Origin of the sequence: Nitrospirillum goiasense (assembly GCF_034427435.1) — a bacterium.
GTDB lineage: Bacteria > Pseudomonadota > Alphaproteobacteria > Azospirillales > Azospirillaceae > Nitrospirillum.
Genome location: NZ_JAXQNP010000002.1, coordinates 1,779,736 through 1,803,079, shown reverse-complemented (window position 1 = coordinate 1,803,079; position 23,344 = coordinate 1,779,736). Strand labels below are relative to the sequence as shown.

Sequence of the window (23,344 nt, the reverse complement as noted above, 5' to 3'; positions counted from 1 at the left end):
TGAGTTTCCATGTCCCACGCCCACACGGTGCCCACTGACCGCTCCTCCCCGCTGGGCCGGCTTGCACGCTGGCTGCAGGCGCGGTCGTTCGCGCTGACGCCGGAGCAGATCGGCATCACCGAGGGCCTGCGCGCCGCCACGGCGGTGGCGCTGATGGTCACGCTGGCGCTGTACCTGGACCAGCCCATCCTGTCGTGGGCCGCCTTCGCCGCCTTCTGGGCCTGCCTGGCCGATCCCGGTGGGCCCTTCGGCGTGCGGTTGCGGGCCATGGGCGGCTTCGCCCTGATCGGCACGGTGTTGGCGGGGGCGATCAGCGCCGTGGCGGCCCTGGGGCATGGCTGGGCGGCGGCCGTCCTGTTCGCCGCCCTCTCCATCTGCTGCCTCAGCCGCGTCTATGGCCCGGCCGCCACCCAGGTGGGGGTGCTGGCCTGCTGCGTCGCCGTGGTGGCGGTGGGCTATCCCATGCCGCCGGCGGATGCCCTGCGCCTGTCGGGCGTGTTCCTGCTGGGCAGCGGCTGGGCCGTGGCGCTGTGCCTGGTGCTGTGGCCCATACACCCCTATGCCCCCGCCCGCCGCGCCGTGGCCGCCATCTATACCGAGCTGGGCGACATGACGGCCGAGCTGCTGGCCCTGCACAGCAGCGGCGCCACCCAGGATGCGCGCTGGAAGGCGCATGCCGCCGAGCATCGCCGCGCGGTGCGCGATACCATCGAGCGGGCGCGCGCCGCCGTGGGCCGTTTCTCCGCCGGGCGCGGGGCCGGGCGCGACATCCGCCGCGCCTTGCTGTCCGCCATCGAGGCGGGGGAACGCATCTTCGCCGGCCTGATCGCGCTGGGCTACGACCTGGAGCCGCACGCCGCAGGCGCGCCCACCGACGCCGACACCCTGCCCCTGCGCCAGTTACGCGCCGCGCTGATCCGCACCGGCCGGCAGATCCTGCGCTCCGCCCCCGACGGCACCCTGGTGGCCTATGAGGCGGAGGTGCTGGACCGTGTCGCCCGGCCGGCGTACGACCTGGTGGGCCGGGTGGCGCAGGTCTGCGCCCAGGCCCTGGCCGACCTCACCCGCGCCTGGGCGCCCCCGGTGGATGACGGCGCGCTGGCCACCGTGCCGGAAAATGACGAGGTACCGCGTCGCCGCCTGACGCCGGCCCGCGCCCTGCGCCTGGCTCTGGCCCCCTCCTCCCCCATCGCGCGGCATGCCGTGCGCGTGGCCCTGGTGGTGACCGCCACCTACGCCGTCACCGCCTATCTTGACGTCGCCTACGCCTATTGGGCCACCATGGCGGCGGTGGTGGTGATGCAGCCGCAGGCGGCCACCACCTGGCCCCGCACCCTGGAGCGCGTGGTCGGCAGCGTCATCGGCGGTGCGGCGGCGGCCTTCCTGGCCGTGGCCCTGCCCACGCCCCTGTGGCTGCTGGCCGCCATCTTCCCCCTGGCCGCCGCCACCATCGCCCTGCGGTCGGTCAGCTACAGCCTGTTCGTCACCTTCCTGACGCCGCTGTTCGTGCTGGTGGCGGACCTGCTGCACCCCGGCCTGAACGCCCATGGCGAGGGCATCGCCCTGGCCCGCGCCTTCAACAACACACTGGGCAGCCTGATCGGCCTGGCGGGCTGCCTGATCCTGTGGCCGGAGCGGGAGCCCAAGGGCTTCCCGCACAAGCTGGCGGCGGCGGTGGAGGCCAACATGCGCTATGCCACCCTGGTGGTGTGGGCGGGCCACACGCCCTATGCCGAGATCGACGCCGCCCGCCGGGCCGCCGGCCTGGCCAGCACCGCCGCCGAGGTGACGCGCCAGCGCATGGTGCTGGAGGGCCGCCGGCGCAAAGCCCACCTGGACGAGGCTGCCGCCCTGCTGGAGACGCTGCGCCGCCTGGCCGGGGCCGCCACCGTCGCCTGGCTGGACGAACGCACCATCCCCGGCCCGCCCGACGCGCGCCGCATCGGCTATTGCGAGGCGGCCACGGCCCGCCTGGGTGCCCTGGTGCGGGGTGTGACCACGGATGACAGCGCCCTGGCGCGGGAGGGCGAGCCGCCGGACGACATCGCCCGCGCCGTCACGCATGTGGTGCAGGCGGCCAAGACCTACGCCCACGCCATGGCGGCGGACGCCAAGGCGCGGGCCTGAGCCCCTTCCCCCTTGTTGGCAGGGTGGCCGCCCACAGCGGTCACACGCTCTTGAGGAAGGGAATCAGGTTCTTGAAGTAGAAGTCCTGGTCATCCCACATGCACAGATGGCTGCCTTGGGGGCAGATGACGGACCGGGCGTTGGGCATCAGCGTGGCCATGCGCCTCATGTCCTCCGGATCCATCTCGTCATGCGTGGCGCCGATGGTCAGGGTCTTGACCTTGATCTGGGGTAGTTGATCCCAGCGCTCCCAATCCTTCAGGTTGCCCGTCACCTCCAGCTCACTCTTGCCCTGCATCTGGTTGTAGATGGTGAGGTTGGCGTGGCGGAAGGCGCGGGTGACAGGCTCCGGCCAGGGGTCCAGGCGGCAGATCATCTGGGGATACAGCTCCTCCATCATGATCTTCTCGTAGGCGGGGTCGTCGTAGGCCTGCTTCGCCTCCAGCTCGCGGATCAGCTTCTGGGATTCGGGCTTCATGAGGCCGCGCAAGGCGTTGACGCGCTTCAGGTAGGATTGGATGCCGGCCGCCATGTTGGAAATGACCAGGCCCTTCAGGTGCTGCTGGTACTTCAGGGCGTAGTCGATGGCCAGGATGCCGCCCCACGAATGGCCGTAGAGCACGAACTGGTCCAGGCCCAGTCCCCGCCGGACCTCCTCCACCTCCTCCACGAAGCGCGGCAGGGTCCAGAGGCTGGTGTCATCGGGCTGGTCGGAATTGTTCGACCCCAGTTGGTCATAATAATACATCTCGATCCCGGCCCCGGGCAGGAAGGACTCCATCGCCTCCAGGTATTCATGGGTGAAGCCGGGGCCGCCGTGCAGCAACAGCACCTTAACGGCGCCGCTGCCGATCTTCTTGGTCCATACCTTGTACTTGCCGCCCGCCACCGGAATCATGCGGATGCCGGCCACGCGGATGCCCGGCGGGTTCAGGGGATCGGCCGGCGGCATCGCCGGCGCGGCGGCGGCTGGGGCCGGCGTCAGGGCGGGCGTCGCGGCGAGAACGGCGGCGGTGGAAAGAAACTGCCTGCGATCCATGGAATCCTCGTCAAGGGAACTGAAACGGAGGGCGGGACCCTATCGCAAGCTGTTTTGCGTTTGCGGCCGAGAAAAGATCGATGCCGGGCAATACCTCTCCGGGGACGTTTCAGCCTTCCCCGCCGCTCTCGCTGGCCCGCTGGCGCAGCTTGGCCCAGTAGTCCTGCCGCTTCTTGATCTCGCGCTCAAAGCCCCGCTCCACCGGCTGATAGAACTCCCGCCGTGCCATGCCGTCGGGAAAATAGTTCTGGCCGGAGAAGCCATCGGCGGTGTCGTGGTCGTAGTTGTAGCCCTTGCCGTAACCCAAATCCTTCATCAGGCGGGTGGGCGCGTTCAGGATGTGCATGGGCGGCATCAGGCTGCCCGTCTCCTTGGCGGCCCGTTGCGCCTGCTTGATGGCCATGTAGGCGGCGTTGGATTTGGGCGCCGTGCCCAGGTAGATGACGCACTGGGCGATGGCCAACTCCCCCTCAGGGCTGCCCAGGCGCTCATACGCGTCCCAGGCGGCCAGGGCGATGGTCAGGGCCTGGGGGTCGGCCATGCCGATATCCTCGCTGGCGAAGCGCACCAGGCGGCGGGCGATGTAGCGCGGGTCCTCGCCCCCCGCCAGCATGCGGGAATACCAGTAGAGGGCGGCATCCGTGTCCGACCCCCGCAGGGATTTATGCAGGGCGCTGATGAGGTTGTAGTGCCCCTCTTGCGCCTTGTCATAGAGGGGCATGCGCCGCTGCACCGCCACGGTCAGGGCGTTGGTGTCCAGCGGGTCCTCACCCGGGCGCACCACGGCGTAGATTTCCTCCACCAGGTTCAGGAAATAGCGGCCGTCGCCATCGGCCATGGCCTTCAGGGCGGCGCGGGCGTCCTCGGTCAGCGGCAGGGCGCGGCCCTCCTCCACCTCCGCCCGGCCGATCAGCTTCTCCAGCGCCTCCTCCCCCAGCCGGTTCAGGACGAAGACCTGGGCGCGGGAGAGCAAGGCGGCGTTCAGTTCGAACGACGGGTTCTCCGTCGTGGCGCCCACCAGGGTGACGGTGCCATCCTCGACATAGGGCAGAAAGCCGTCCTGCTGCGAGCGGTTGAAGCGATGGATTTCGTCGATGAACAACAGGGTGCCCTGGCCCGCCTGGCGGCGCTGCTTGGCCGCCTCGAACACCTTGCGCAGGTCGGCCACGCCGGAGAAGACGGCGGACAAGGGCTCGAACGCCAGGGTGGTGGCCTGGGCCAGCAGGCGGGCGATGGTGGTCTTGCCACAGCCCGGCGGCCCCCACAGCACCATGGAACTCAAGCGATGGGCCGCCACCATGCGGCCGATGGGGCCCTTGGGGCCCAGCAGATGCTCCTGCCCCACCACCTGGTCCAGCGCGGTCGGCCGCAGCCGGTCGGCCAGCGGGCGCGGCGCCTCCGCCTCGAACAGGGAACCCGATCCGCTCTTCACCATGACGCCTTACTCACAAGGATACAAACCCGGAACACCGGCCCTAGAACACCATGCCAGAGTGGGACCCGCCTTGGCATCGTCCATTTCACAGAGGGACTCCCGTGGCACCCGCGCCAGGTTGTATAAGCGTTCCCCGTACAAACCAAAGTCGGTGGCTGGTTGCCAGCCGACCCAATGGACAGGGGCGGATCGATGAACCACACGCCGATGCGGCTGATCCTGGGCACGGTCCTGGCATTGGTCACCTGCCTACCCTGGGCGGCCATGGCCGGCGACGGCGCCCCCACGGCGCCCACACCGCCGGCGGTTCAACGGGTCATGCGTACGGACAACCCGGCGGAGTTGGCCCGCCATGTCGCCGCCCTGCACGCCGCCCCCTTCAAGGACACGGCCGGGCAGCCGTTCCATTTCGATAGCCTGAAGGGCAAGGTGGTGTGGGTGAACCAATGGGCCCACTGGTGCGCACCCTGCGTCGCGGAGTTCCGCGTGATGCGTCAGGTGCAGGAGCTGGTGGGCGCCGACAAGCTGGAGATCGTCCTGGTCTCCCGGCTACGGGACTGGGAGAAGGACCAAGCCTATGTGAAGGAGCATGACCTGCCCTGGCGGCAGGTGGTGCTGGACCTGCCCCCCGGCACCTCAAAGGCGCTGTATGCCGACGTCTCGATGAATCCGCCGGAACAACCGGCCATCGGCACCGCCTTCCCCATGAGCACCTTCCTGGGGAGGGATGGCGAGGGCTTACGCTTCGACCGCCATCCCGTTCCGGTGACCCCAGCGGGTGAGCCGCAAAACCAGCATGACGTGGACCTGCTGGTCAGAACCTTAACGCAATGGGCCGGCCAGAGCTGACGCGGCGGGAAACCACGTCAGCCGCCACGGCCCTCAGCCCCCGACGCTGAGCGTCAGCACCTGGTCACCCCGGCGAACAGCCAGGTCCCAGCGGCGCTGGGGCTGGTTCACCACGCGCTTCAGGTCGGCCACGCGGGTGATGGGCTGGCCATTCACCTTCACCACCACGTCGCCCGGCTGGAAGCCCAGGGCCTGGGCGGTGGTGCCCGGCTGCACCTTTAGGACGATGACGCCATCGGAGCTGCCAGCGTAGCCGACCTCCTCGGCGAGCGCCGGGTTGATGTTGGCCACGGTGGTGCCGGCGAAGGGCTGCCGGCCGTCCAGCGCCGTCTCGTCGCGGGGCGGGTCCTCCGGCGGGCCGATCAGCTTGACCGGCAGCTTGGTCTCGGCGCCCTTGCGGATAATGGTTAGGGTGGCATCGCCGCCGACGGGCAGCAACGCGATGCGATAGCGCAGGCTTTCCGGATCATCGACCAGATGCCCGTTCACCGCCGTGACCACGTCGCCCACCTTCACCCCCGCCTGCTCCAGCGGGCCCTTGGGGTTCAGTTGGTTGATCAGCACACCCTGGGGCCGGGGCAGGCCCAGGTTGGTGGCCAGTTCCTGCGTCACCGGCTGGCCGCTGGCGCCCATCCACGGCCGCACCAGCTTGCCGCCGCTTTCCACCGCCGTGACGACGGACCGCACCATGTCCGCCGGGATGGCGAAGCCGATGCCGACGGAGCCGCCGCTGCGCGAATAGATGGCGGAATTGATGCCGGCCAGCTTGCCGTCCATGGTGATCAGCGCGCCACCGGAGTTGCCGGGGTTGATGGCAGCATCGGTCTGGATGAAGAAATTGAAGTCCGACACGCCCACACCCGTGCGGGCAAGGGCGGAGACGATGCCGCTGGTGACCGTCTGGCCGACGCCGAAGGGGTTACCGATGGCCAGCACCAGGTCACCCACCTGGATGCTGTCGCTGTCGCCCAATTCCAGGGTGGGCAGCTTCTCGCCCTTGGTGTCGATGCGCAGGACCGCCAGGTCCACCTTCTCATCCGCGCTCATGACCTTGGCGGGAAATTCCCGCCGGTCGGCCAGCACCACGGTGATCTGGTCGGCGTCCTTGATGACGTGGTCGTTGGTGACGATCAGTCCGTCGGGCCGGACGATGACGCCGGACCCCAGGGAGGATTCCACCCGCTCCCGCGGGACGCCGCGAAAGGCGTCGCCGAAGAACTGGCGGAAGAACGGGTCTTCCATGAAGGGGGAGACGCGCTGCTTGATCACACGGCGGCTGTAGATGTTGACCACCGCGGGCGCCGCCCGCTTCACCAGCGGCGCGTAGCTGAGCGTGATCTGCTCCCGGCTTTGCGGCACCTGCTGGGCCAGGGCCGGCGGCGTCAGGGCCAAGCCGGCGGCGACGGCGATCAGGGCGCAGCGGGAGGACAGGCGACGGAACGGCGTTTCAAGCGTCACGGGGAAAAACTCTCACGTCTGGTCGAAACGAAGTGGCTCTGCGCTGAAATAGGGTTCAGCCCGGGTCGCCGCAACGGTTCAGGCACGATTTAAGATCGCGCTGGCACATGCCGTTGTTCAGCTCGGGCGTATGGTCGCTCTGCCCGGCCTTGGTGTCGCCGCACACTTGATTGTCGCGGTTGCAGCGGGCGACGCACGCCGCGTGGCTATCCAGCTTGCCTTCACGCTGTGACGGCAGGGCCATGCAACCCGACAGTCCCAGCAAAACCAGGCCGCCCGCCAACACCCCGGCCGCCGCCTTGATCCCAAAAGTACGCACCACGTCCTCCTCCTGTCCGACACCTCCACGCGCCCGTCGCGCGGAGTCCGGACGGGCCGCAGGATGCGCGATCGGGCCCCGCCCGTCGAGAGCGGAAAAGCGCCGCTGACGCAGCGCTTTCCCCTTATACGGCTTCCTCAGGGCGCCGTGGTCGCGTCCAGGCCCAGCGTGTCGATAACGACCGACGGCGCGGGCATGGCGCTGGTGAAAAACGGCACCAGGGCTACCGGCGCCGCCGGCTTGGCGTTAAGGGTCAGCGTGCCCGACTGGCGCACCAGGGCGATCACCGCCTTCACCAGGGCCGCCCCTCGCGGGGACGCGGCCAGCACGGCGCCGTTGGCCTGCACGGTCGCCACCACCTGGTCGCGCGTCGCGTCGACGGTCTTGCCCTGCCGGCTGGCGTTTAACCGCAGCAGACGGTCGACCAGCGTATGGTCGGCGTAGCTCAGCCGCGCCTGGTCCAGTTGGGCCGACTGAAGCAAGGTCGCGAGGTCCTGGTTGCTCGCCGTTCCGTGGAACTGGGCGTCCAGGGTCAGCTCCCCCAGTTCATCCACCTTGACGCTGGTGCGCTCGAGGGTGATGGCGCTGCCCTTGACGTCCCATTTGTAATGCAGCGCCATGCCCACGGTCAGCTTGGTCAGGCCCATGGCCTTGGTCACCGCTGCCGCCTGCGGATCGCCCAGGCCGGCGGTATCGATCACCAGGCCCTGCACCGCCAGGCCGCCGGCGGGAATGTGGCCGTCCGCCACCACCATGGGGTCCAGCGTCATGCTGTCCAGTTGGAGGGGATGGCCGTTGGGGCCCTGGCCCGACAGGCCGTTCATGGAGAAGGCCCCCACGGAAACGCCGTTGAACATCGCCTCGCTCAGCGGTTCACCACGCAGCAAGGCATGGGCCGGCGCGCGCAGGTCCATGCCCGCCCAGGTGGACTTGGCCACCTTGACCTCGCCCTGTGGAAAGGTTTCCGTCAGGCCGGTCACCTCCATGGGCCCATACACACCGGCATGGAAGCCCTTCCACACCACCCGATCATAGCCGGCCACCACCTGCTCAAGGCCGGCCACAGCCCCGGCGGCCCCGACAACGGGCATCTTCATCCGGGCGCTGGTTCCGGTCTGCGTGATGTCGCCATAATCGACCACCAGCAGGCCGACCGCCATGGCCTGCGCCAGGATTTGAAACGGGCCGCTCATCTCCGACGGCAACAACGGCGCTTGAGGGGCCGTCGCCAGACGGTCGGACACCGCGGCAAAGGCGGCCTTCACCTGGTCCAAGGTCGGGGTGCCCGGCTGATGCAGGGCCCACGGGCGGAAACCGACGTGGTCGATCTCCGACAGGGCGATGGTTTGCTCCACGCCCTCGCCACTCACCTTCATGTCGCGAATGGCGATGTGGTCAGCGACCGATACCACATCCTGTTCGGTCGCGGTCGCGTCATCGGCGCGAAAGCCCGATGCCAGGGCACGCATCGACAGGCCCTGGATGTCCAGGGCCGCCGCCTCACCCCGCAGGGCGGCACCGGCGACGACCAGGTTTTCCACATGCAGGGTCTGGGTGGCCAGCGAGAAGGTGGCGGGCCCGTGGGTGACCTTCACCCCCTCCGGAATCTGGGCCAAGGCGGCATCCAGCTCGCGAACGACCTTCTGCCCCATGTAATAACCGGCACCCCAGTAGCCGGCCCCCGCCAGGATCGCGACCCCCGCCGCAACGCCCAGAACCTTCCCCATCCGCATCGCCCGCCTCGCCCCATGCCTGTTTGAAACCGCGGCATGGTTGCAAAAGCGTGAGGCATGCGCCAGCGGGATCGTGCCCGCCCAAAGAAAAAGGCGGACCCTTGCGGATCCGCCCCTTCCCTACTTGTCCGGAAGTCGAACAGCCTGACCTCAGGCCGCCTCTTCCTCGGTCTCCGTCACCTGGACCGGACCGCTGTCCTGGCCCTTGGCGGAGACATCGCGGTCCACCAGCTCGATGACGGCCATGGCGGCCATGTCACCGTAGCGGAAGCCGGCCTTCAGGACGCGGGTGTAGCCACCCTGACGGTCCTTGTAACGCTCGGCGATGGTGGTGAACAGCTTGTCGACCATGGCGTTGTCGCGCAGTTCCGCGAACGCCAGGCGACGGTTGGCGAGGCCGCCCTTCTTGCCCAGCGTGATCAGCTTTTCGACGATCGGCCGCAGGTCCTTGGCCTTCGGCAGGGTCGTCTTGATCTGCTCGTGCTTAATCAGGGCATTGGCCATGTTGGAGAACATGGCCAGACGGTGGGTAGAGGTCTTGCTGAACTTACGCCCGGAAACGCCGTGACGCATGGTGCTTCTCCTTTCATGTCCGGGTGTCGGATGCCGACACCTATGACGATCCCCGAACCGCCCGCCTTGCCCCCCTTTGGATTCGCATCCTGGAGGTGCCGGCCGGTACGACGGGGGTGGGCCCTATGCCCTGTGCTCCGCACCCGGCCGAAACCGGATGCGGAGAACCTCAAATCAAGCTCAGTACGGCTCTTCCAGACGCTTGGCCAGGTCCTCGATGTTCTCGGGCGGCCAATTCGGGATTTCCATGCCGAGGTGCAGCCCCATCTGGGACAGCACTTCCTTGATCTCGTTCAGCGACTTGCGGCCGAAGTTCGGGGTGCGGAGCATTTCCGCTTCCGTCTTCTGCACCAGGTCGCCGATGTAGACGATGTTGTCGTTCTTCAGGCAGTTGGCCGAACGGACCGACAGTTCCAGCTCGTCCACCTTGCGCAGCAGGTTCTTGTTGAACGGCACCTCATCGGACTTCTCCGACGCGGTGACAGCCTGCGGCTCCTCGAAGTTGATGAACAGCTGCAGCTGGTCCTGCAGGATGCGGGCGGCGATGGCCACGGCATCCTCGGGCGTCACGGCGCCGTTGGTCTCGATCGAGAGCGACAGCTTGTCATAGTCGGTGCGCTGACCCAGACGGGTGTTCTCCACCTTGTACGCCACCTTGCGGATGGGGCTGTACAGGGCGTCGATCGGGATCAGGCCGATGGGGGCGTCTTCCGGACGGTTCTGGCTGGCGGGGACGTAGCCCTTGCCCTTCTCGACCGTCAGTTCCATGTTCAGGCGGGCGCCGGCGTCCAGGGTGCAGATCACCAGGTCCGGGTCCATCACTTCGATGTCGCCCGTCACCTCGATCATGCCGGCGGTGACTTCCTTGGGGCCTTCGGCGCGCAGGCGCAGCCGCTTCGGGCCCTCGCCCTCCATCTTCAGACCCATGTTCTTGATGTTCAGAACGATGTCGGTCACGTCCTCGCGGACGCCGGGGATGGAGGAGAATTCGTGCAGGACGCCATCGATCTGGATGGCGGTGACCGCCGCCCCCTGCAGGGACGACAGCAGGACGCGGCGCAGGGCGTTGCCCAGGGTCAGGCCAAAGCCACGCTCCAGCGGGCCGGCGATGATCGTGGCCTCACGGCGCGGATCGGCACCGACGTTCACGTCGAGCTTGCTGGGCTTTTCCAGGGTCTGCCAGTTCTTCTGAATCACGGGTAGTTGCCTCTAATGCCATCAGGAGGACACGACACCCGGTTTCACCGCTGTCGGGTGCGGATCAGGGCGCCGGCCTTGCGACCGGCGCCCCGTCCTGAACCTGACCACCTCCCCCATGCATGGGCGATCGCGATGGCATGCGAACACCGGTCCCGGGGCGGCGGGGAAACGCGGAAGCGTTTGGACCGGAGGCGGCCGCAAGGGCCGCCTCCGTAATCGGTAGAACGATCAGACGCGGCGCTTCTTCGGCGGGCGAACGCCGTTGTGCGGGATCGGCGTCACGTCGCGGATGGACGTGATCTGGAAGCCGACCGACTGCAGGGCGCGCAGGGCGGACTCACGGCCCGAACCCGGACCCTTCACTTCCACTTCCAGGGTGCGCATGCCGTGTTCCTGGGCCTTGCGGCCCGCGTCTTCGGCAGCCATCTGGGCGGCGTAGGGGGTGGACTTACGCGAACCCTTGAAGCCCATCATGCCCGAGGAGGACCAGGCAATGGTGTTGCCCTGGGCGTCGGTGATGGTGATCATGGTGTTGTTGAACGAGGCGTTCACATGCGCCACGCCCGAGGTGATGTTCTTGCGCTCGCGGCGACGAAGCCGGGCGGCAGAAGCGTTGGGCTTTGCCATTTCTTATCAGTCCTTCAGCTTACTTCTTCTTACCGGCGATCGGCTTGGCCGGGCCCTTGCGGGTGCGCGCGTTGGTGTGCGTGCGCTGACCGCGGACCGGCAGGCCCTTGCGGTGACGCAGGCCGCGGTAGCAGGCCATGTCCATGAGCCGCTTAATGTTCATGGCGACAGAGCGACGCAGGTCGCCTTCGACCGAGTAGTCGCTGTCGATGACTTCGCGGATACGCAGGACTTCATCGTCGGTGAGCTGATGCACGCGGCGCTCCAGCGGAATGCCGACCTTGCCGCAGATCTCCTTCGCCATGAAGGGACCGATGCCGTGAATGTACTGAAGGGCGATTTCCACCCGCTTCGCGGTGGGAATATTAACGCCAGCGATACGCGCCACGCGCTTTCTCCATCGTTCATGCCCGCCCGGGCGTCACGCCCAGGCAATGCGATCTTCGTCCACACCCCGCCTGATCACCGGCTCCCGTGGCGGGGACGTCCAATGACCTTCGGGGCATCTCATCCGAAGAAAACCTGGATAAACCCAGGATCTCCAAATGCGCATACGAACCAACCCCACCCCGCACCCACAGGGCGCGGACTGAGAGACGGTTTCATCCGGACCCGGAATGGGCAAGCCCACTACGGATCGGATGCGGGAGTATACGCAGGCGCGTCTGGATGTCAACCACGCCCACGTGCCGGCGCGCGCCTTGGCCTTCGCGCCTCGCGCATGCCTGCACCGGCCCAAAAAGAAAGGGCCGCCTCCCCATCGGGAACGCGGCCCTTTCCGGAACTCACGGCCCATCCTTGCGGTCAGGCGCCGATGATGGCCTCAAGCTGACGCGTGACCTCGTCGATCTCGGCCATGCCATCCACCTGCTTCAGCACGCCCTTACCCTGATAGTAGGGCAGGATCGGCGCGGTCAGGGCGTGGTATTCGGCCAAGCGCTTGGTGAAGGTCTCGGCGTTGTCGTCGGCGCGGCGCTTGAACTCGGTCGAACCGCAGATGTCGCACACACCGGCCACCTTGGGCTGGTGGAAGGTGTCGTGATAGCCGGCGCCGCACTTGGCGCACGTATACCGGCCAGTCACCCGCTCCACCAAGGCGGCGTCGTCCACCACCATCTCGATGATGTGATCGAGCTTCAGGTTCTTTTCCGCCAGCATCTGATCCAGCGCTTCCGCCTGGGGAACCGTGCGGGGGAACCCGTCCAGAATGAAACCCTTGGCGCAATCGGGCTGGGTGATGCGGTCCGCGATCATCTGGACCATGAGGGCATCCGGCATGAGCTTGCCCGCCCCCATGATCTCCTTGGCCTGCTGCCCCAACGGGCTGCCGCCGGCGACCAGCGCCCGCAACATGTCGCCCGTCGACAACTGCACCAACCCGAACTTCCGTTCAAGCCGCTGCGCCTGCGTTCCCTTGCCGGCGCCCGGCGGCCCCAGAAGAATCAGGTTCATCCACGCCTCCCCCTCAGCTTTGCCTTCTTGATGAGGCCTTCATATTGATGCGCCAGCAGATGCGAATGGATCTGGGCGACGGTGTCCATAGTCACCGTTACCACAATTAGCAGGCTGGTGCCGCCAAAATAAAAAGGAATAGCGTTCTTGGCCATCAACAGTTCGGGCAATAGACAAACGATGACCAGGTAACCCGCGCCCAACACCGTCAAACGGGTCAGGACGAAATCCAGATAGTCGGCCGTGTTCTTACCCGGACGGATACCGGGGATGAATCCGCCATACTTCTTCAGGTTTTCCGCCGTTTCGGTCGGGTTAAACACGACCGCGGTGTAGAAGAAACTGAAGAAGACGATCAACGCCATGTACAGCACGATATACAGCGGCTGGCCGTGGGTGATGTAGCGGGCGACGGTCTGCAGCAGCTCAGGGCCCGTGCCGCCGGAGAAGCCGGTGACGGTGGCCGGCAGCAACAGCAGCGAGCTGGCGAAGATCGGCGGAATGACGCCCGAGGTGTTCAGCTTCAAGGGCAGGTGCGACGCCTCGCCGCCATAGACCTTGTTGCCCACCTGGCGCTTCGGATACTGCACGATCAGCCGACGCTGCGCGCGCTCCATGAAGACGATGAAGAAGATCACGCCCACAGCGATGATCAGCAGCAGCAGCAGCAGGGGAATGCCGATGGCGCCGGTGCGCCCCAGTTCCAGCAGCTGCATCAGCGCCTTGGGCAGTGCCGCGACGATGCCGGTGAAGATGATCAGCGAGGTGCCGTTGCCGACGCCGCGGGCGGTGATCTGCTCCCCCAACCACATCAGGAACATGGTGCCGCCGACCATGGTGACGACGGTGCTGATGATGAAGAAGGGGCCGGGGTCGATCACCGTGCCGCCCTTGGCACCCTGCAGCGCCACAGCGAGGCCGTAGGATTGGAAGATGGCCAGGATGACCGTGCCGTAGCGGGTGTACTGGTTGATCTTCTTGCGACCCGCCTCGCCTTCCTTCTTCATGGTTTCAAGGCTGGGGATCACGGCCGTCAGCAGCTGCACGATGATGCTGGCGGAGATGTAGGGCATGATGTTGAGCGCGAAGATGCTCATGCGCTCGATGGCACCACCGGCGAACATGTTGAACATGCCCAGGATGCCGCCCTTGGCCTGGTTGAAAACGTCGGCGAAAGCCTGGACGTTGATACCCGGCAGGGGAATGTAGGTGCCCAGGCGGAAAACGATGAGCGCTCCCAGGGTGAACCAGAGCCGCTTCTTCAGTTCCGTGGCCTTGGCGAAGGAGCCGAAATTAAGATTGGCGGCGAGCTGCTCGGCGGCTGAAGCCATGGAATCCGTATCCTATCGAGGCGCCTTTATCGGCGCGGCACAGACAGTATCAAAAGGCCAAAAGAAAAGGGACCGTCGCCGGTCCCCCTAACGGGTCCCACCCCAGATGGGGAGACCTGCGGCAGAAAGAAAGACGGCCGGCGCTCGCTTTTAACACGAACGCCGGCCGCACTTCCTTAATTACTCGGCAGCCGCTTCGACCGCGGGCACCTTGACCGAGCCACCAGCCGCTTCCACGGCGGCGACGGCCGCGGCGGAGGCGCCGGCGACGTCGAACGCCACCTTCGCGGTGATGCTGCCCTTGGCCAGCAGGCGCACGCCGTCGCGGGACGGACGCACCAGGCCGGCGGCGACCAGCACGTCGGCGGTGATCACGTCAGCGGCGTTCAGACGGCCTTCATCGATGGCCTTCTGGACGGTGCCGACGTTCACCACCGAATACTCGGTGCCGAACAGGTTGTTGAAACCGCGCTTCGGCAGGCGGCGATGCAGAGGCATCTGACCGCCTTCGAAGCCGTTGATCGACACGCCGGAACGCGAGGTCTGACCCTTCACGCCACGGCCGCCGGTCTTGCCCTTGCCGGAGCCGATGCCCCGACCAACCCGGGTGGGCGCCTTGCGGGCGCCCGGGTTGTCGCGAATATCCGTAAGCTTCATGACTTTATCCCTTCAAGCCGTATCGGGAAGGCCTCAGGAGGCCTTCTCGACGCGCACGAGGTGCTGCACCTTGGCGATCATACCGCGGACCGAAGGGGTATCCTCCAGCTCGCTGGTACGGTGCAGCTTGTTGAGACCAAGACCCACCAGCGTCGCCCGCTGGTCCTTCTGGCGGCCGATCGGGCTGCCGATCTGGGTCACGATGACGGTGTTCTTCTCGCTCATCACGCGCTCTCCTTCACCTCGGCACCGGCCTCGCGGCGGCCCAGGATGTCGCTGACGCGACGGCCACGGCGAGCGGCGACGGCGCGGGGGCTGACGCACTGGGACAGGGCGTCGAAGGTCGCCTTGATCATGTTGTGCGGGTTCGAGGTGCCGACCGACTTGGTCACGACGTCCTGGACGCCGAGAGCCTCGAAGATCGCGCGCATCGGACCACCGGCGATGATGCCGGTACCGGCGTCGGCGGTGCGCAGCACCACCCGGCCGGCGCCGAAGTGACCATGGACGTCATGATGCAGCGTCCGGCCCTCGCGGAGCGGCACGCGGATCATGGAACGCTTGGCCTGGTCGGTGGCCTTGCGGATGGCTTCCGGCACTTCGCGGGCCTTGCCCGAACCCACGCCGACGCGACCCTTGGCGTCACCCACCACGACCAGGGCGGCGAAGCCGAAGCGACGGCCACCCTTCACCACCTTGGCGACGCGGTTAATACCAACGAGCTTTTCGACGAGCTCGCTTTCCTCACGGTCCCGGGGCGTACGATCCCGGTCCCCGCCACGCTCGCGACCGCCGCTGTTGCCGCCGTCCCTTTCGTTACGTGCCATAATCGCTACCCCTTAGAACTGCAGGCCGGCTTCGCGCGCGGCGTCGGCCAGGGCCTTGACCCGGCCATGGAACAGGTACGAACCGCGATCGAACACCACTTCCGTGATGCCGGCTTCCTTGGCCCGCTCGGCAATCAGCTTGCCAACCGCCTTGGCCGCCTCGATGTCGGCACCGGTCTTCAGCTGCTCGCGCAGGGTCTTGTCGATGGACGAGGCGGCGGCCTTGGTCAGGCCGGCCACGTCGTCGATGACCTGGGCGTAGATATGCTGGCTGGAGCGGAAGATGGACAGGCGTGGACGCCCCTGCCCCAGCTTCCGGATCCGCGTGCGCACCCGCTGCTTGCGGCGCGCGCTCAGAACTTTCGCATTGCTCATGATCGTGCGCCTTACTTCTTCTTGCCTTCTTTACGGATGATCACCTCATCCGCGTACCGGATGCCCTTGCCCTTGTAGGGCTCGGGCGGACGATACGCGCGGATCTCAGCCGCAACCTGGCCAATCTTCTGCTTATCGAAACCGGTGATCGAGATGGAAGTGGGCTTATCGCACTTCATCGTGATGCCGGCCGGGATCGGAAAGCGCACGTCATGGCTGAAGCCCAGGTTCAGGAGCAATTCCTGGCCCTGGACGGCGGCCTTGTAACCCACGCCGGTGATCTCGAGGTTCTTGGTGAAGCCGGTGTCGACACCCTTGACCATGTTGGCCAGCAGCGTGCGGGAGGTGGCCCAGTTCACGCGAGCCTTGCGGCTGTCGTTCGCGGGCTTCACCACCACAGCGCCGTTTTCCAGCGTGGCGGAGATGTCGTCAACCAGGGTCAGACTGAGCTGGCCCAGCTTGCCTTTCACGGTGACGTCCTGGCCCGTGACCTGAACGGTCACGCCAGCCGGAACGGGCACCGGATGCTTGCCGATACGAGACATGTGGCCAGCTCCTTAGAACACTTTGCAGAGGACCTCGCCGCCAACATTGGCGGCACGGGCCTCGCTGTCCGACATGACGCCACGGGGCGTCGACAGGATCGAGATGCCGAGGCCATTAAAGACCCGCGGCAGATCGGCGATCTTGGAGTAAATGCGGCGGCCGGGCTTCGACACGCGCTGCACCTGCTTAATGACAGGCTCGCCTTCGTGATACTTCAGCTCGATACGCACGCTATGGACGCCCGGACGAACCGTGTCCAGGGAGTAGCCACGGATATAACCCTCGCGCTTCAGCACCTCCAGAACGTTGGTGCGCAGCTTCGAGGCCGGGCTGGTGACAGACTGCATGCGAGCCCGCTGTCCATTACGGATGCGGGTCAGCATATCGCCCAAGGGATCGCTCAACGCCATTTCCCGAACCTCCGATTACCAGCTGGACTTCGTCATGCCCGGGATCTGGCCGGTCGAGGCCAGGTCACGCAGGGCAATACGAGACAGCTTAAACTTGCGGTAAAAAGCACGCGGACGACCGCTCAGCTCGCAGCGATTCCGAATACGGGTCGGGCTGGAGTTGCGCGGCAGCTCCGCAAGCTTGAGGCGAGCGGCGAACCGCTCCTCGGGCGGAAGGGTGCGATCAGACGCGATGGCCTTCAGAGCATTACGCTTGCCGGCGTACTGCTTCGCGAGGCGCTCACGGCGCTTGTTCTTCTGAACAGAACTGGTCTTGGCCATGGGAAGCTCCTGCCGCTCAGTTCGCGAACGGCATCTGGAAGCCCTTCAGGAGGGCCTTGGCCTCCTTGTCGGTCTTCGCCGTGGTGACGATGATGATGTCCATCCCCCGGATTTCATCGACGCGGTCGTAGTCGATTTCCGGGAAAATGATCTGCTCCTTGAGCCCCATGGCGTAGTTGCCACGGCCGTCGAAGCTCGTGCCCGACACGCCGCGGAAGTCGCGGACGCGCGGCAGGGCAATCGTGATCAGACGGTCCAGGAACTCGTACATGCGGTCACGGCGCAGGGTCACCTTGCAACCAATGGCCATGCCCTCGCGCAGCTTGAACTGCGCGATGGACTTGCGGGCGCGGGTCACCACCGGCTTCTGACCCGACAGAGCGGTCAGATCGGTGACGGCGGCGTTGATCTTCTTACCATCGGAGGTGGCTTCGCCAACGCCCATGTTAATGATGATCTTCTCGATCCGCGGCACTTCCAGGTCGTTGGCGTAGTTGAATTCGCTCTTCAGCGACGCACGGACGACGGAATCGTAATGTTCTTTAAGCCTGGCAGCCATAACGCGCCTCACAGGTCGATGACTTCACCGGAAACCTTGGCGAAACGGACCTTGCGGCCGTCTTCCAGGATCCGGTAGCCGACGCGGGTCGGCTTGTTGGTCTTGGGGTCGACATGGGCGACGTTGGAGACGTCAATGAACGCCTCGAGCTCAACGATGCCACCCTGCTGCGTCGGAGTCGGACGCTGGTGCTTCTTGACCAGGTTCACGCCGCGCACCTTGACGCGGTTCTCCTTCGGCAGAACGGCGATCACCTCGCCCTGCTTGCCCTTGTCCTTGCCGGCGATGATGATGACCTTATCGGCCTTCTTAATCTTCGACATTTACAGGACCTCCGGCGCCAGGGAGATGATCTTCATGAACTTCTTGGCGCGCAGCTCACGCGTGACCGGCCCGAAGATACGGGTCCCGATCGGCTCACCCTGCTTGTTGATGAGCACAGCCGCGTTGCGGTCGAAGCGGATAGCGGAACCGTCGGTGCGACGGATTTCCTTGGCGGTGCGAACGATGACGGCGCGATGCACGTCACCCTTCTTCACGCGACCCCGCGGAATGGCCTCCTTGACCGAGACGACGATGACGTCGCCAACGGCCGCGACCTTCCGCATGGAGCCGCCCAGCACCTTGATGCACTGCACCCGGCGCGCGCCGCTGTTGTCAGCGACCTCCAGGTTGGTTTGCATCTGGATCATGGTTTGGCTTCCTTAAGCAAAACAGTTAGACGGCGGCGCCCGACGGGGCGGCGCTTTCCACGACGACGGCCCACCGCTTCCGCTTGGAAATCGGACGGCATTCCTCGATGGTGACCGTGTCGCCAGCCTTATAAGCATTCTGCTCGTCATGAGCAGCATACTTCTTCGACTGCTTAATAAACTTCTTGTACACGGGGTGCATGACGCGACGCTCGACCAGTACGATCACGGTCTTATCGCCCTTGTCACTCACCACCGTGCCCTGCAAAACACGCCGGGGCATTACGCTTCCCCCTGTCAGGACGCGGGCGCAGCGGTTTCCCGCTGGCCCAGGATGGTCTTGATCCGAGCGATGTCGCGCCGAACCTGGCCGACACGCGCGGTATTCTCCAGCTGCCCGGAGGCGCGCTGGAAGCGCAAATTGAACTGCTCTTTCTTCAGCTGCAAGAGCTGGTCCTGCAACTCATCCACGCTTTTAGTGCGCAGGTCGACGGCTTTGGTCATGCCTCAGCTCCCTCACCCAGGCGGGTGATGAATCGGGTCTTAATCGGCAGCTTGGCGGCCGCCAGCTCGAAGGCGCGCTTGGCGAGGTCCGCCGGCACACCATCCAGCTCGAACATGATGCGGCCGGGGGCCACGCGGGCCGCCCAGAACTCGGGCGAACCCTTACCGGAGCCCATGCGGACTTCGGCGGGCTTGCTCGACACCGGCACGTCCGGGAATATCCGGATCCAGACCCGGCCCTGACGCTTCATGTGACGGGTGATCGCGCGGCGGGCCGCTTCGATCTGGCGCGCGGTGATGCGCGCCGGCTCGACCGCCTTCAGGCCAAAGGCGCCGAAGTTCAGCTGGGTGCCACCCTTGGAGGCGCCGTGGATGCGCCCCTTGTGCTGCTTGCGGTACTTAGTACGTTTCGGACTCAGCATGGCAATTGCCCTCTAGTATCCGTTCACCCTCAGCGCGCCGCGACGGGCTGCTGATCGGCGCGCTTGTCCTGGGCGAACGGATCGTGCGCCAGAATTTCGCCCTTAAACACCCACACCTTGACACCGCAGGTGCCGTAGGTGGTCTTCGCCGTGGCCGTGCCGTAGTCGATCTCGGCGCGCAGCGTGTGCAGAGGCACGCGACCTTCGCGGTACCACTCCATACGAGCGATCTCAGCGCCGCCCAGACGGCCGCCGCAGTTGATGCGGATGCCCTGGGCGCCGAGGCGCATGGCCGACTGCACGGCGCGCTTCATGGCGCGACGGAAGGCGACACGACGCTCCAGCTGGCTGGCGATGTTCTCGGCGATCAGCCGGGCGTCGAGTTCCGGCTTGCGGATCTCGACGATGTTCAGGCTGACCTCGGAACCGGTCATGCGGCTCAGATCGGAACGCAGCTTCTCGATGTCCGCGCCCTTCTTGCCGATCACCACACCCGGACGGGCCGTGTGGATGGTGACGCGGGCCTTCTTGGCCGGACGTTCGATGATGATGCGCGAGGCGCCGGCCGCGGCCAGCTTGCCCTGCAGGTGCTTACGCAGGCGCAGGTCCTGGTGCAGCAGCGTGGCATAGTCGCGGCTGGCGAACCAGCGGCTGTCCCAGGTCCGGTTGATACCGACGCGGAGCCCGATGGGGTTGACTTTCTGACCCATGTTACGCGGTCTCCCCCGTGGCTTCCTCGGCGCGCTCGCGCACAACCACGGTCAAGTTGCTGTAAGACTTCTCGACACGGGCGCCGCGACCGCGGGCCCGGGCATGGAAGCGCTTCATCACCAGGGCGCGGCCCACGGTGGCGTAAGCGACCACCAGACGGTCAACGTCCAGCTGGTGGTTGTTCTCGGCGTTGGCGATGGCCGACTGCAGAACCTTCTTCACTTCGCCGGCGATGCGGCGCTTGGAGAAGGTCAGCATGGCCAGGGCGGTGCCGGCTTCCTTGCCGCGGATCATCTGGGCGACGAGGTTCAGCTTGCGGGCACTGGACTTGATCATCCGACCGTGCGCCGCAGCCTCGTTGTCGGCGAAGGGCCGTTCAGATTGAGGCTTGCTCATGTTACTTCCTCTTCGCCTTCTTGTCGGCCGCGTGGCCGTAGAAAGTCCGCGTCGGAGAGAACTCACCGAACTTGTGGCCGATCATGTTCTCGGTCACGAGCACCGGCAGGAACTTATGGCCGTTGTACACGCCAAAGGTCAGACCGACGAACTGGGGCAGGATCGTGGAACGGCGCGACCAGATCTTGATGATCTCGTTGCGGCCGGACGCGCGCGCCTTCTCTGCCTTCTTCAAAAGGTAGCCGTCAATGAACGGCCCCTTCCAGACGGAACGGGTCACGGTCCTACTCCTTACTTAGAGCGACGACGACGGATAATCAGCCCGTCCGTCTTCTTGTTGCTACGCGTCTTCTTGCCCTTGGTCGGCTTGCCCCACGGCGTGACCGGATGACGGCCACCGGAGGTACGGCCTTCACCACCACCGTGCGGGTGGTCGATCGGGTTCATGGCGACACCACGGACGGCGGGGCGGCGGCCCAGCCAACGGTTGCGACCGGCCTTGCCGATCACGGTGTTGGACTGGTCGGGGTTGGACACCGCGCCGATGGTGGCCAGGCACTCGCCCCGGACCATGCGCAGCTCGCCCGAGGGCAGCTTCAGCTGGGCATAGCCCTGGTCACGGCCGACCAGCTGCAGGAACGTACCGGCGGAGCGGGCGATCTGCCCACCCTTGCCCGCACGCAGCTCCACATTGTGGACGATGGTGCCGACCGGGATGTTCTTCAGCGGCATGGCGTTGCCGGGCTTCACGTCGACCTTCTCACCAGCGACGACGACGTCGCCGGCCTTCAGACGCTGCGGAGCCAGGATGTAGGCCAGGTCGCCGTCCTGATAGCGGATCAGAGCGATGAAGGCCGTCCGGTTCGGATCGTACTCCAGACGCTCGACCGTCGCCGGGACGCCGAACTTGTTGCGCTTGAAGTCGACCAGACGGTAACGGCGCTTGTGGCCGCCGCCCATGCGACGCGCGGTGATGCGACCGGTGTTGTTACGACCGCCGGTGCCGCTCAGGCCCTCCGTCAGACGCTTAACCGGCTTGCCCTTGTACAGCTCCGAGCGGTCGACCAGCACCAGCTGGCGCAGGCTCGGGGTAATGGGACGGTAAGTCTTAAGTGCCATCGTTAATGCCCTCACACGCCGGTGGTGACGTCGATCGTGTGCCCTTCGGCGAGGGTCACGATGGCCTTCTTGAAGTCGGACCGGCGAGCCACGATGCCCCGGAAGCGCTTGGTCTTGCCCTTCGAGACGATGGTGTTCACGGCCGTCACCTTGACCTTGAACAGGCCTTCGACGGCCTGCTTGATCTCGGGCTTCGTGGCATCCAGGGGCACCCGGAAGGTGACCTGGTTATGCTCGGAGCCCATGGTGGACTTTTCGGTGATGACCGGCGCGACGATCAGATCGTACATGCGCTCGGCGCTCACAAACGGCTTCGCGTTCTTGCTCATTTCAGGCGAGCCTCCAACTGCTCGACCGCGTTGCGGGTCAACACCAGGGTGTCGCGCCGCAGGATGTCGTACACGTTGGCGCCCTGCTCCGGCAGCACATCCACATGCGGGATGTTGCCAGCGGCCCGGACGAAGTTCTCATCCAGGTTGGCGCCGTCGATGATCAGCACCGAGCTCAGGCCCAGCGCGCCGAACTGCTCGACCAGAGCCTTGGTCTTGTGCGTCTCGGCGCGGGCATCGTCGAGGATGACCAGCTTGCCCTCGGCGGCCTTGACCGACAGGGCGGTCTTCAGGGCCAGCTTGCGGACCTTCTTCGTCAGGTCGTGCTCATGGCTGCGCACCACCGGACCGAAGATCACCGCGCCGCCGCGGAACTGCGGCGAGCGCAGGGAGCCCTGACGGGCACGGCCGGTGCCCTTCTGCTTCCACGGCTTCTTGGTCGTGCCGGAGATCTCGGAGATCCCCTTGGTCTTGTGCGTGCCCTGACGGCGCTTGGCCAGCTGCCAGTTCACCATGCGGGCCAGCAGATCGGCGCGGGCCGGCAGGCCGAACACGGCGTCGTCCAGCTCGATCTCGCCGACTTGCTCGTTCTTCAGGTTCTTAACGGTCGTCTTCATGATGCTCAGCCCTCCTGCGCGGCAGGAGCGTCCTGCGTCGGCGCACGGAAGGCGGCCGGGAAGGGAACACCCTCCGGCAGCTTCTTCTTCACGGCGTCCTTGACCAGGATGTAACCGCCTTCGGAGCCGGGGACGGCGCCGCGGACGAGGATCAGGCCGCGCTCGACATCGACCGAGACGACCTTCAGGTTCTGGGTGGTGACCTGCTCAACGCCCAGGTGACCGGCCATCTTCTTGTTCTTGAAGGTGCGGCCGGGATCCTGACGCTGACCGGTCGAACCGTGCGAACGGTGCGACACGGACACACCGTGCGTGGCGCGAAGGCCGCCGAAGTTCCAGCGCTTCATGCCACCGGCGAAGCCCTTACCGATGGTCGTCCCGGTGACGTCCACGAACTGGCCAGCGACGAAGTGGTCGACGGTGATCTCCGCACCGACCTCGACCAGGGCGTCCGGGGTCACCCGGAACTCCACGGTCTTCTTCTTCGGCTCCACCTTCGCCTTGGCGAAGTGGCCGCGCTCAGCCTTCGTGACGTTCTTCACCTTGGCCTTGCCCACGCCGATTTCCAGGGCGGTGTACCCGTCCCGTTCCTCGGTCTTGTGGGAGACGACCTGGCAATTGTCGACTTTCAGCACAGTCACCGGCACGTGCTCACCCTCATCCGTGAAGATGCGGGTCATGCCGAGCTTCTGCGCGATCAAACCGGATCGCATTTT

General features: G+C 66.0%; 33 protein-coding genes. 2 read left to right on the top strand and 31 right to left on the bottom strand.

Going from position 1 to position 23,344, the window contains the following annotated elements:
• Positions 1-9: 9 nt before the first annotated feature.
• Positions 10-2,127, top strand: coding sequence for an FUSC family protein (locus ULB03_RS10930; RefSeq protein ID WP_322483141.1), 2,118 nt, complete (start codon positions 10-12; stop codon positions 2,125-2,127).
• 40 nt (positions 2,128-2,167) lie between these two features.
• Here the strand turns inward: ULB03_RS10930 and ULB03_RS10925 are convergent, their stop codons facing one another.
• Positions 2,168-3,166 carry a proline iminopeptidase-family hydrolase gene (locus ULB03_RS10925; RefSeq protein ID WP_322483140.1) on the bottom strand — a complete coding sequence of 333 codons (999 nt, stop codon included), beginning with the start codon at positions 3,164-3,166 and terminating at the stop codon, positions 2,168-2,170.
• Positions 3,167-3,275: 109 nt separating this feature from the next.
• Positions 3,276-4,601 (bottom strand): replication-associated recombination protein A, encoded by a 1,326-nt coding sequence (locus tag ULB03_RS10920; RefSeq protein WP_322483139.1) that lies wholly within the window; start codon positions 4,599-4,601, stop codon positions 3,276-3,278.
• Between the two features lie 192 nt (positions 4,602-4,793).
• Here ULB03_RS10920 and ULB03_RS10915 point away from each other — a divergent pair, with 192 nt between their 5' ends.
• The gene (locus ULB03_RS10915; protein WP_322483138.1) at positions 4,794-5,450 is read left to right on the top strand and encodes a TlpA family protein disulfide reductase; all 657 of its coding nucleotides are present in this window, start codon (positions 4,794-4,796) and stop codon (positions 5,448-5,450) included.
• 33 nt (positions 5,451-5,483) lie between these two features.
• Here the strand turns inward: ULB03_RS10915 and ULB03_RS10910 are convergent, their stop codons facing one another.
• From ULB03_RS10910 to rplC, 29 genes are all read right to left on the bottom strand, one after another.
• On the bottom strand, positions 5,484-6,908 hold the full coding sequence (locus ULB03_RS10910) for a DegQ family serine endoprotease (protein WP_322483137.1): 1,425 nt from the start codon (positions 6,906-6,908) through the stop codon (positions 5,484-5,486).
• 55 nt (positions 6,909-6,963) lie between these two features.
• Complete coding sequence (locus ULB03_RS10905) at positions 6,964-7,230, bottom strand: hypothetical protein (RefSeq protein ID WP_322483136.1); 267 nt, start codon at positions 7,228-7,230, stop codon at positions 6,964-6,966.
• A gap of 134 nt (positions 7,231-7,364) precedes the next feature.
• Positions 7,365-8,954: an intermembrane phospholipid transport YdbH family protein gene (locus ULB03_RS10900; RefSeq protein ID WP_322483135.1), complete on the bottom strand. Its 1,590-nt coding sequence runs from the start codon at positions 8,952-8,954 to the stop codon at positions 7,365-7,367.
• A gap of 156 nt (positions 8,955-9,110) precedes the next feature.
• On the bottom strand, positions 9,111-9,533 hold the full coding sequence (gene rplQ, locus ULB03_RS10895) for a 50S ribosomal protein L17 (RefSeq protein ID WP_040848395.1): 423 nt from the start codon (positions 9,531-9,533) through the stop codon (positions 9,111-9,113).
• A 180-nt stretch (positions 9,534-9,713) separates the two neighbouring features.
• The gene (locus ULB03_RS10890) at positions 9,714-10,730 is read right to left on the bottom strand and encodes a DNA-directed RNA polymerase subunit alpha (protein ID WP_322483134.1); all 1,017 of its coding nucleotides are present in this window, start codon (positions 10,728-10,730) and stop codon (positions 9,714-9,716) included.
• 231 nt (positions 10,731-10,961) lie between these two features.
• Positions 10,962-11,360, bottom strand: coding sequence for a 30S ribosomal protein S11 (rpsK, locus tag ULB03_RS10885; RefSeq protein ID WP_004273656.1), 399 nt, complete (start codon positions 11,358-11,360; stop codon positions 10,962-10,964).
• 19 nt (positions 11,361-11,379) lie between these two features.
• Positions 11,380-11,748, bottom strand: a complete 369-nt coding sequence (gene rpsM / locus ULB03_RS10880) for a 30S ribosomal protein S13 (RefSeq protein WP_004273657.1) — start codon at positions 11,746-11,748, stop codon at positions 11,380-11,382.
• A gap of 416 nt (positions 11,749-12,164) precedes the next feature.
• Positions 12,165-12,812, bottom strand: coding sequence for an adenylate kinase (locus tag ULB03_RS10875; RefSeq protein ID WP_322483133.1), 648 nt, complete (start codon positions 12,810-12,812; stop codon positions 12,165-12,167).
• On the bottom strand, positions 12,809-14,143 hold the full coding sequence (gene secY / locus ULB03_RS10870; protein WP_322483132.1) for a preprotein translocase subunit SecY: 1,335 nt from the start codon (positions 14,141-14,143) through the stop codon (positions 12,809-12,811). The genes ULB03_RS10875 and secY overlap by 4 nt, the downstream gene beginning before the upstream one ends.
• A gap of 180 nt (positions 14,144-14,323) precedes the next feature.
• Positions 14,324-14,800 carry a 50S ribosomal protein L15 gene (rplO, locus tag ULB03_RS10865; protein ID WP_322483131.1) on the bottom strand — a complete coding sequence of 159 codons (477 nt, stop codon included), beginning with the start codon at positions 14,798-14,800 and terminating at the stop codon, positions 14,324-14,326.
• Positions 14,801-14,833: 33 nt separating this feature from the next.
• On the bottom strand, positions 14,834-15,025 hold the full coding sequence (gene rpmD, locus ULB03_RS10860; RefSeq protein ID WP_040848399.1) for a 50S ribosomal protein L30: 192 nt from the start codon (positions 15,023-15,025) through the stop codon (positions 14,834-14,836).
• Entirely contained in the window at positions 15,025-15,627 is a 603-nt protein-coding gene (gene rpsE, locus ULB03_RS10855; protein ID WP_145729964.1) for a 30S ribosomal protein S5, read from the bottom strand. The genes rpmD and rpsE overlap by 1 nt, the downstream gene beginning before the upstream one ends.
• 12 nt (positions 15,628-15,639) lie before the next feature.
• A complete protein-coding gene (gene rplR, locus ULB03_RS10850; RefSeq protein WP_322483130.1) occupies positions 15,640-16,002 on the bottom strand; it encodes a 50S ribosomal protein L18 in 363 nt (120 codons plus the stop codon).
• An 11-nt stretch (positions 16,003-16,013) separates the two neighbouring features.
• On the bottom strand, positions 16,014-16,547 hold the full coding sequence (rplF, locus tag ULB03_RS10845; protein ID WP_004273659.1) for a 50S ribosomal protein L6: 534 nt from the start codon (positions 16,545-16,547) through the stop codon (positions 16,014-16,016).
• Positions 16,548-16,559: 12 nt separating this feature from the next.
• Positions 16,560-16,958, bottom strand: a complete 399-nt coding sequence (rpsH, locus tag ULB03_RS10840; protein ID WP_004273660.1) for a 30S ribosomal protein S8 — start codon at positions 16,956-16,958, stop codon at positions 16,560-16,562.
• Between the two features lie 15 nt (positions 16,959-16,973).
• A complete protein-coding gene (rpsN, locus tag ULB03_RS10835; RefSeq protein WP_004273661.1) occupies positions 16,974-17,279 on the bottom strand; it encodes a 30S ribosomal protein S14 in 306 nt (101 codons plus the stop codon).
• Positions 17,280-17,295: 16 nt separating this feature from the next.
• Positions 17,296-17,838 (bottom strand): 50S ribosomal protein L5, encoded by a 543-nt coding sequence (rplE, locus tag ULB03_RS10830; protein WP_040848402.1) that lies wholly within the window; start codon positions 17,836-17,838, stop codon positions 17,296-17,298.
• Between the two features lie 8 nt (positions 17,839-17,846).
• Positions 17,847-18,161 (bottom strand): 50S ribosomal protein L24, encoded by a 315-nt coding sequence (gene rplX / locus ULB03_RS10825; protein ID WP_145729962.1) that lies wholly within the window; start codon positions 18,159-18,161, stop codon positions 17,847-17,849.
• A complete protein-coding gene (rplN, locus tag ULB03_RS10820; protein ID WP_004273662.1) occupies positions 18,162-18,530 on the bottom strand; it encodes a 50S ribosomal protein L14 in 369 nt (122 codons plus the stop codon). It abuts the gene before it with no gap.
• Between the two features lie 25 nt (positions 18,531-18,555).
• The gene (gene rpsQ, locus ULB03_RS10815; protein ID WP_004273663.1) at positions 18,556-18,813 is read right to left on the bottom strand and encodes a 30S ribosomal protein S17; all 258 of its coding nucleotides are present in this window, start codon (positions 18,811-18,813) and stop codon (positions 18,556-18,558) included.
• A gap of 14 nt (positions 18,814-18,827) precedes the next feature.
• Entirely contained in the window at positions 18,828-19,034 is a 207-nt protein-coding gene (rpmC, locus tag ULB03_RS10810) for a 50S ribosomal protein L29 (RefSeq protein ID WP_145729960.1), read from the bottom strand.
• A complete protein-coding gene (gene rplP / locus ULB03_RS10805; protein WP_044564203.1) occupies positions 19,031-19,456 on the bottom strand; it encodes a 50S ribosomal protein L16 in 426 nt (141 codons plus the stop codon). Before rplP ends, rpmC begins: the two co-directional genes overlap by 4 nt.
• Positions 19,457-19,485: 29 nt before the next feature.
• Complete coding sequence (gene rpsC, locus ULB03_RS10800) at positions 19,486-20,166, bottom strand: 30S ribosomal protein S3 (protein WP_322483129.1); 681 nt, start codon at positions 20,164-20,166, stop codon at positions 19,486-19,488.
• 1 nt (position 20,167) lies between these two features.
• On the bottom strand, positions 20,168-20,563 hold the full coding sequence (gene rplV, locus ULB03_RS10795; protein ID WP_004273664.1) for a 50S ribosomal protein L22: 396 nt from the start codon (positions 20,561-20,563) through the stop codon (positions 20,168-20,170).
• A 1-nt stretch (position 20,564) separates the two neighbouring features.
• A complete protein-coding gene (rpsS, locus tag ULB03_RS10790; RefSeq protein ID WP_004273665.1) occupies positions 20,565-20,843 on the bottom strand; it encodes a 30S ribosomal protein S19 in 279 nt (92 codons plus the stop codon).
• Between the two features lie 11 nt (positions 20,844-20,854).
• A complete protein-coding gene (gene rplB / locus ULB03_RS10785; RefSeq protein WP_322483128.1) occupies positions 20,855-21,682 on the bottom strand; it encodes a 50S ribosomal protein L2 in 828 nt (275 codons plus the stop codon).
• A gap of 11 nt (positions 21,683-21,693) precedes the next feature.
• Positions 21,694-22,011 (bottom strand): 50S ribosomal protein L23, encoded by a 318-nt coding sequence (locus tag ULB03_RS10780; RefSeq protein ID WP_044564206.1) that lies wholly within the window; start codon positions 22,009-22,011, stop codon positions 21,694-21,696.
• On the bottom strand, positions 22,008-22,628 hold the full coding sequence (rplD, locus tag ULB03_RS10775; protein WP_145609111.1) for a 50S ribosomal protein L4: 621 nt from the start codon (positions 22,626-22,628) through the stop codon (positions 22,008-22,010). Before rplD ends, ULB03_RS10780 begins: the two co-directional genes overlap by 4 nt.
• A 5-nt stretch (positions 22,629-22,633) precedes the next feature.
• A complete protein-coding gene (gene rplC, locus ULB03_RS10770) occupies positions 22,634-23,341 on the bottom strand; it encodes a 50S ribosomal protein L3 (protein ID WP_145729958.1) in 708 nt (235 codons plus the stop codon).
• Positions 23,342-23,344 lie beyond the last annotated feature (3 nt).

What these genes read in the sequence shown, in the direction of transcription:
- rplN (WP_004273662.1), bottom strand. Translation starts at nt 18,530, where the DNA reads ATGATCCAGATGCAAACCAACCTGGAGGTCGCTGACAACAGCGGCGCG.
- rpsH (WP_004273660.1), bottom strand. Translation starts at nt 16,958, where the DNA reads ATGGCGTTGAGCGATCCCTTGGGCGATATGCTGACCCGCATCCGTAAT.
- ULB03_RS10875 (WP_322483133.1), bottom strand. Translation starts at nt 12,812, where the DNA reads ATGAACCTGATTCTTCTGGGGCCGCCGGGCGCCGGCAAGGGAACGCAG.
- rplF (WP_004273659.1), bottom strand. Translation starts at nt 16,547, where the DNA reads ATGTCTCGTATCGGCAAGCATCCGGTGCCCGTTCCGGCTGGCGTGACC.
- rplV (WP_004273664.1), bottom strand. Translation starts at nt 20,563, where the DNA reads ATGAGCAAGCCTCAATCTGAACGGCCCTTCGCCGACAACGAGGCTGCG.
- rplQ (WP_040848395.1), bottom strand. Translation starts at nt 9,533, where the DNA reads ATGCGTCACGGCGTTTCCGGGCGTAAGTTCAGCAAGACCTCTACCCAC.
- rpsN (WP_004273661.1), bottom strand. Translation starts at nt 17,279, where the DNA reads ATGGCCAAGACCAGTTCTGTTCAGAAGAACAAGCGCCGTGAGCGCCTC.
- rplD (WP_145609111.1), bottom strand. Translation starts at nt 22,628, where the DNA reads ATGAAGACGACCGTTAAGAACCTGAAGAACGAGCAAGTCGGCGAGATC.
- secY (WP_322483132.1), bottom strand. Translation starts at nt 14,143, where the DNA reads ATGGCTTCAGCCGCCGAGCAGCTCGCCGCCAATCTTAATTTCGGCTCC.
- ULB03_RS10930 (WP_322483141.1), top strand. Translation starts at nt 10, where the DNA reads ATGTCCCACGCCCACACGGTGCCCACTGACCGCTCCTCCCCGCTGGGC.
- rpsE (WP_145729964.1), bottom strand. Translation starts at nt 15,627, where the DNA reads ATGGCACGTAACGAAAGGGACGGCGGCAACAGCGGCGGTCGCGAGCGT.
- ULB03_RS10915 (WP_322483138.1), top strand. Translation starts at nt 4,794, where the DNA reads ATGAACCACACGCCGATGCGGCTGATCCTGGGCACGGTCCTGGCATTG.
- ULB03_RS10780 (WP_044564206.1), bottom strand. Translation starts at nt 22,011, where the DNA reads ATGAGCAAGAACGCGAAGCCGTTTGTGAGCGCCGAGCGCATGTACGAT.
- rplX (WP_145729962.1), bottom strand. Translation starts at nt 18,161, where the DNA reads ATGTCGAAGATTAAGAAGGCCGATAAGGTCATCATCATCGCCGGCAAG.
- rpsK (WP_004273656.1), bottom strand. Translation starts at nt 11,360, where the DNA reads ATGGCAAAGCCCAACGCTTCTGCCGCCCGGCTTCGTCGCCGCGAGCGC.
- rpmD (WP_040848399.1), bottom strand. Translation starts at nt 15,025, where the DNA reads ATGAGCGAGAAGAACACCGTCATCGTGACCCAGATCGGCAGCCCGATC.
- rpmC (WP_145729960.1), bottom strand. Translation starts at nt 19,034, where the DNA reads ATGACCAAAGCCGTCGACCTGCGCACTAAAAGCGTGGATGAGTTGCAG.
- rplP (WP_044564203.1), bottom strand. Translation starts at nt 19,456, where the DNA reads ATGCTGAGTCCGAAACGTACTAAGTACCGCAAGCAGCACAAGGGGCGC.
- rplE (WP_040848402.1), bottom strand. Translation starts at nt 17,838, where the DNA reads ATGGCTGCCAGGCTTAAAGAACATTACGATTCCGTCGTCCGTGCGTCG.
- rplO (WP_322483131.1), bottom strand. Translation starts at nt 14,800, where the DNA reads ATGAAGCTTACGGATATTCGCGACAACCCGGGCGCCCGCAAGGCGCCC.
- rplB (WP_322483128.1), bottom strand. Translation starts at nt 21,682, where the DNA reads ATGGCACTTAAGACTTACCGTCCCATTACCCCGAGCCTGCGCCAGCTG.
- ULB03_RS10900 (WP_322483135.1), bottom strand. Translation starts at nt 8,954, where the DNA reads ATGGGGAAGGTTCTGGGCGTTGCGGCGGGGGTCGCGATCCTGGCGGGG.
- rpsC (WP_322483129.1), bottom strand. Translation starts at nt 20,166, where the DNA reads ATGGGTCAGAAAGTCAACCCCATCGGGCTCCGCGTCGGTATCAACCGG.
- rpsQ (WP_004273663.1), bottom strand. Translation starts at nt 18,813, where the DNA reads ATGCCCCGGCGTGTTTTGCAGGGCACGGTGGTGAGTGACAAGGGCGAT.
- ULB03_RS10925 (WP_322483140.1), bottom strand. Translation starts at nt 3,166, where the DNA reads ATGGATCGCAGGCAGTTTCTTTCCACCGCCGCCGTTCTCGCCGCGACG.
- rplC (WP_145729958.1), bottom strand. Translation starts at nt 23,341, where the DNA reads ATGCGATCCGGTTTGATCGCGCAGAAGCTCGGCATGACCCGCATCTTC.
- ULB03_RS10920 (WP_322483139.1), bottom strand. Translation starts at nt 4,601, where the DNA reads ATGGTGAAGAGCGGATCGGGTTCCCTGTTCGAGGCGGAGGCGCCGCGC.
- rplR (WP_322483130.1), bottom strand. Translation starts at nt 16,002, where the DNA reads ATGAGCAATGCGAAAGTTCTGAGCGCGCGCCGCAAGCAGCGGGTGCGC.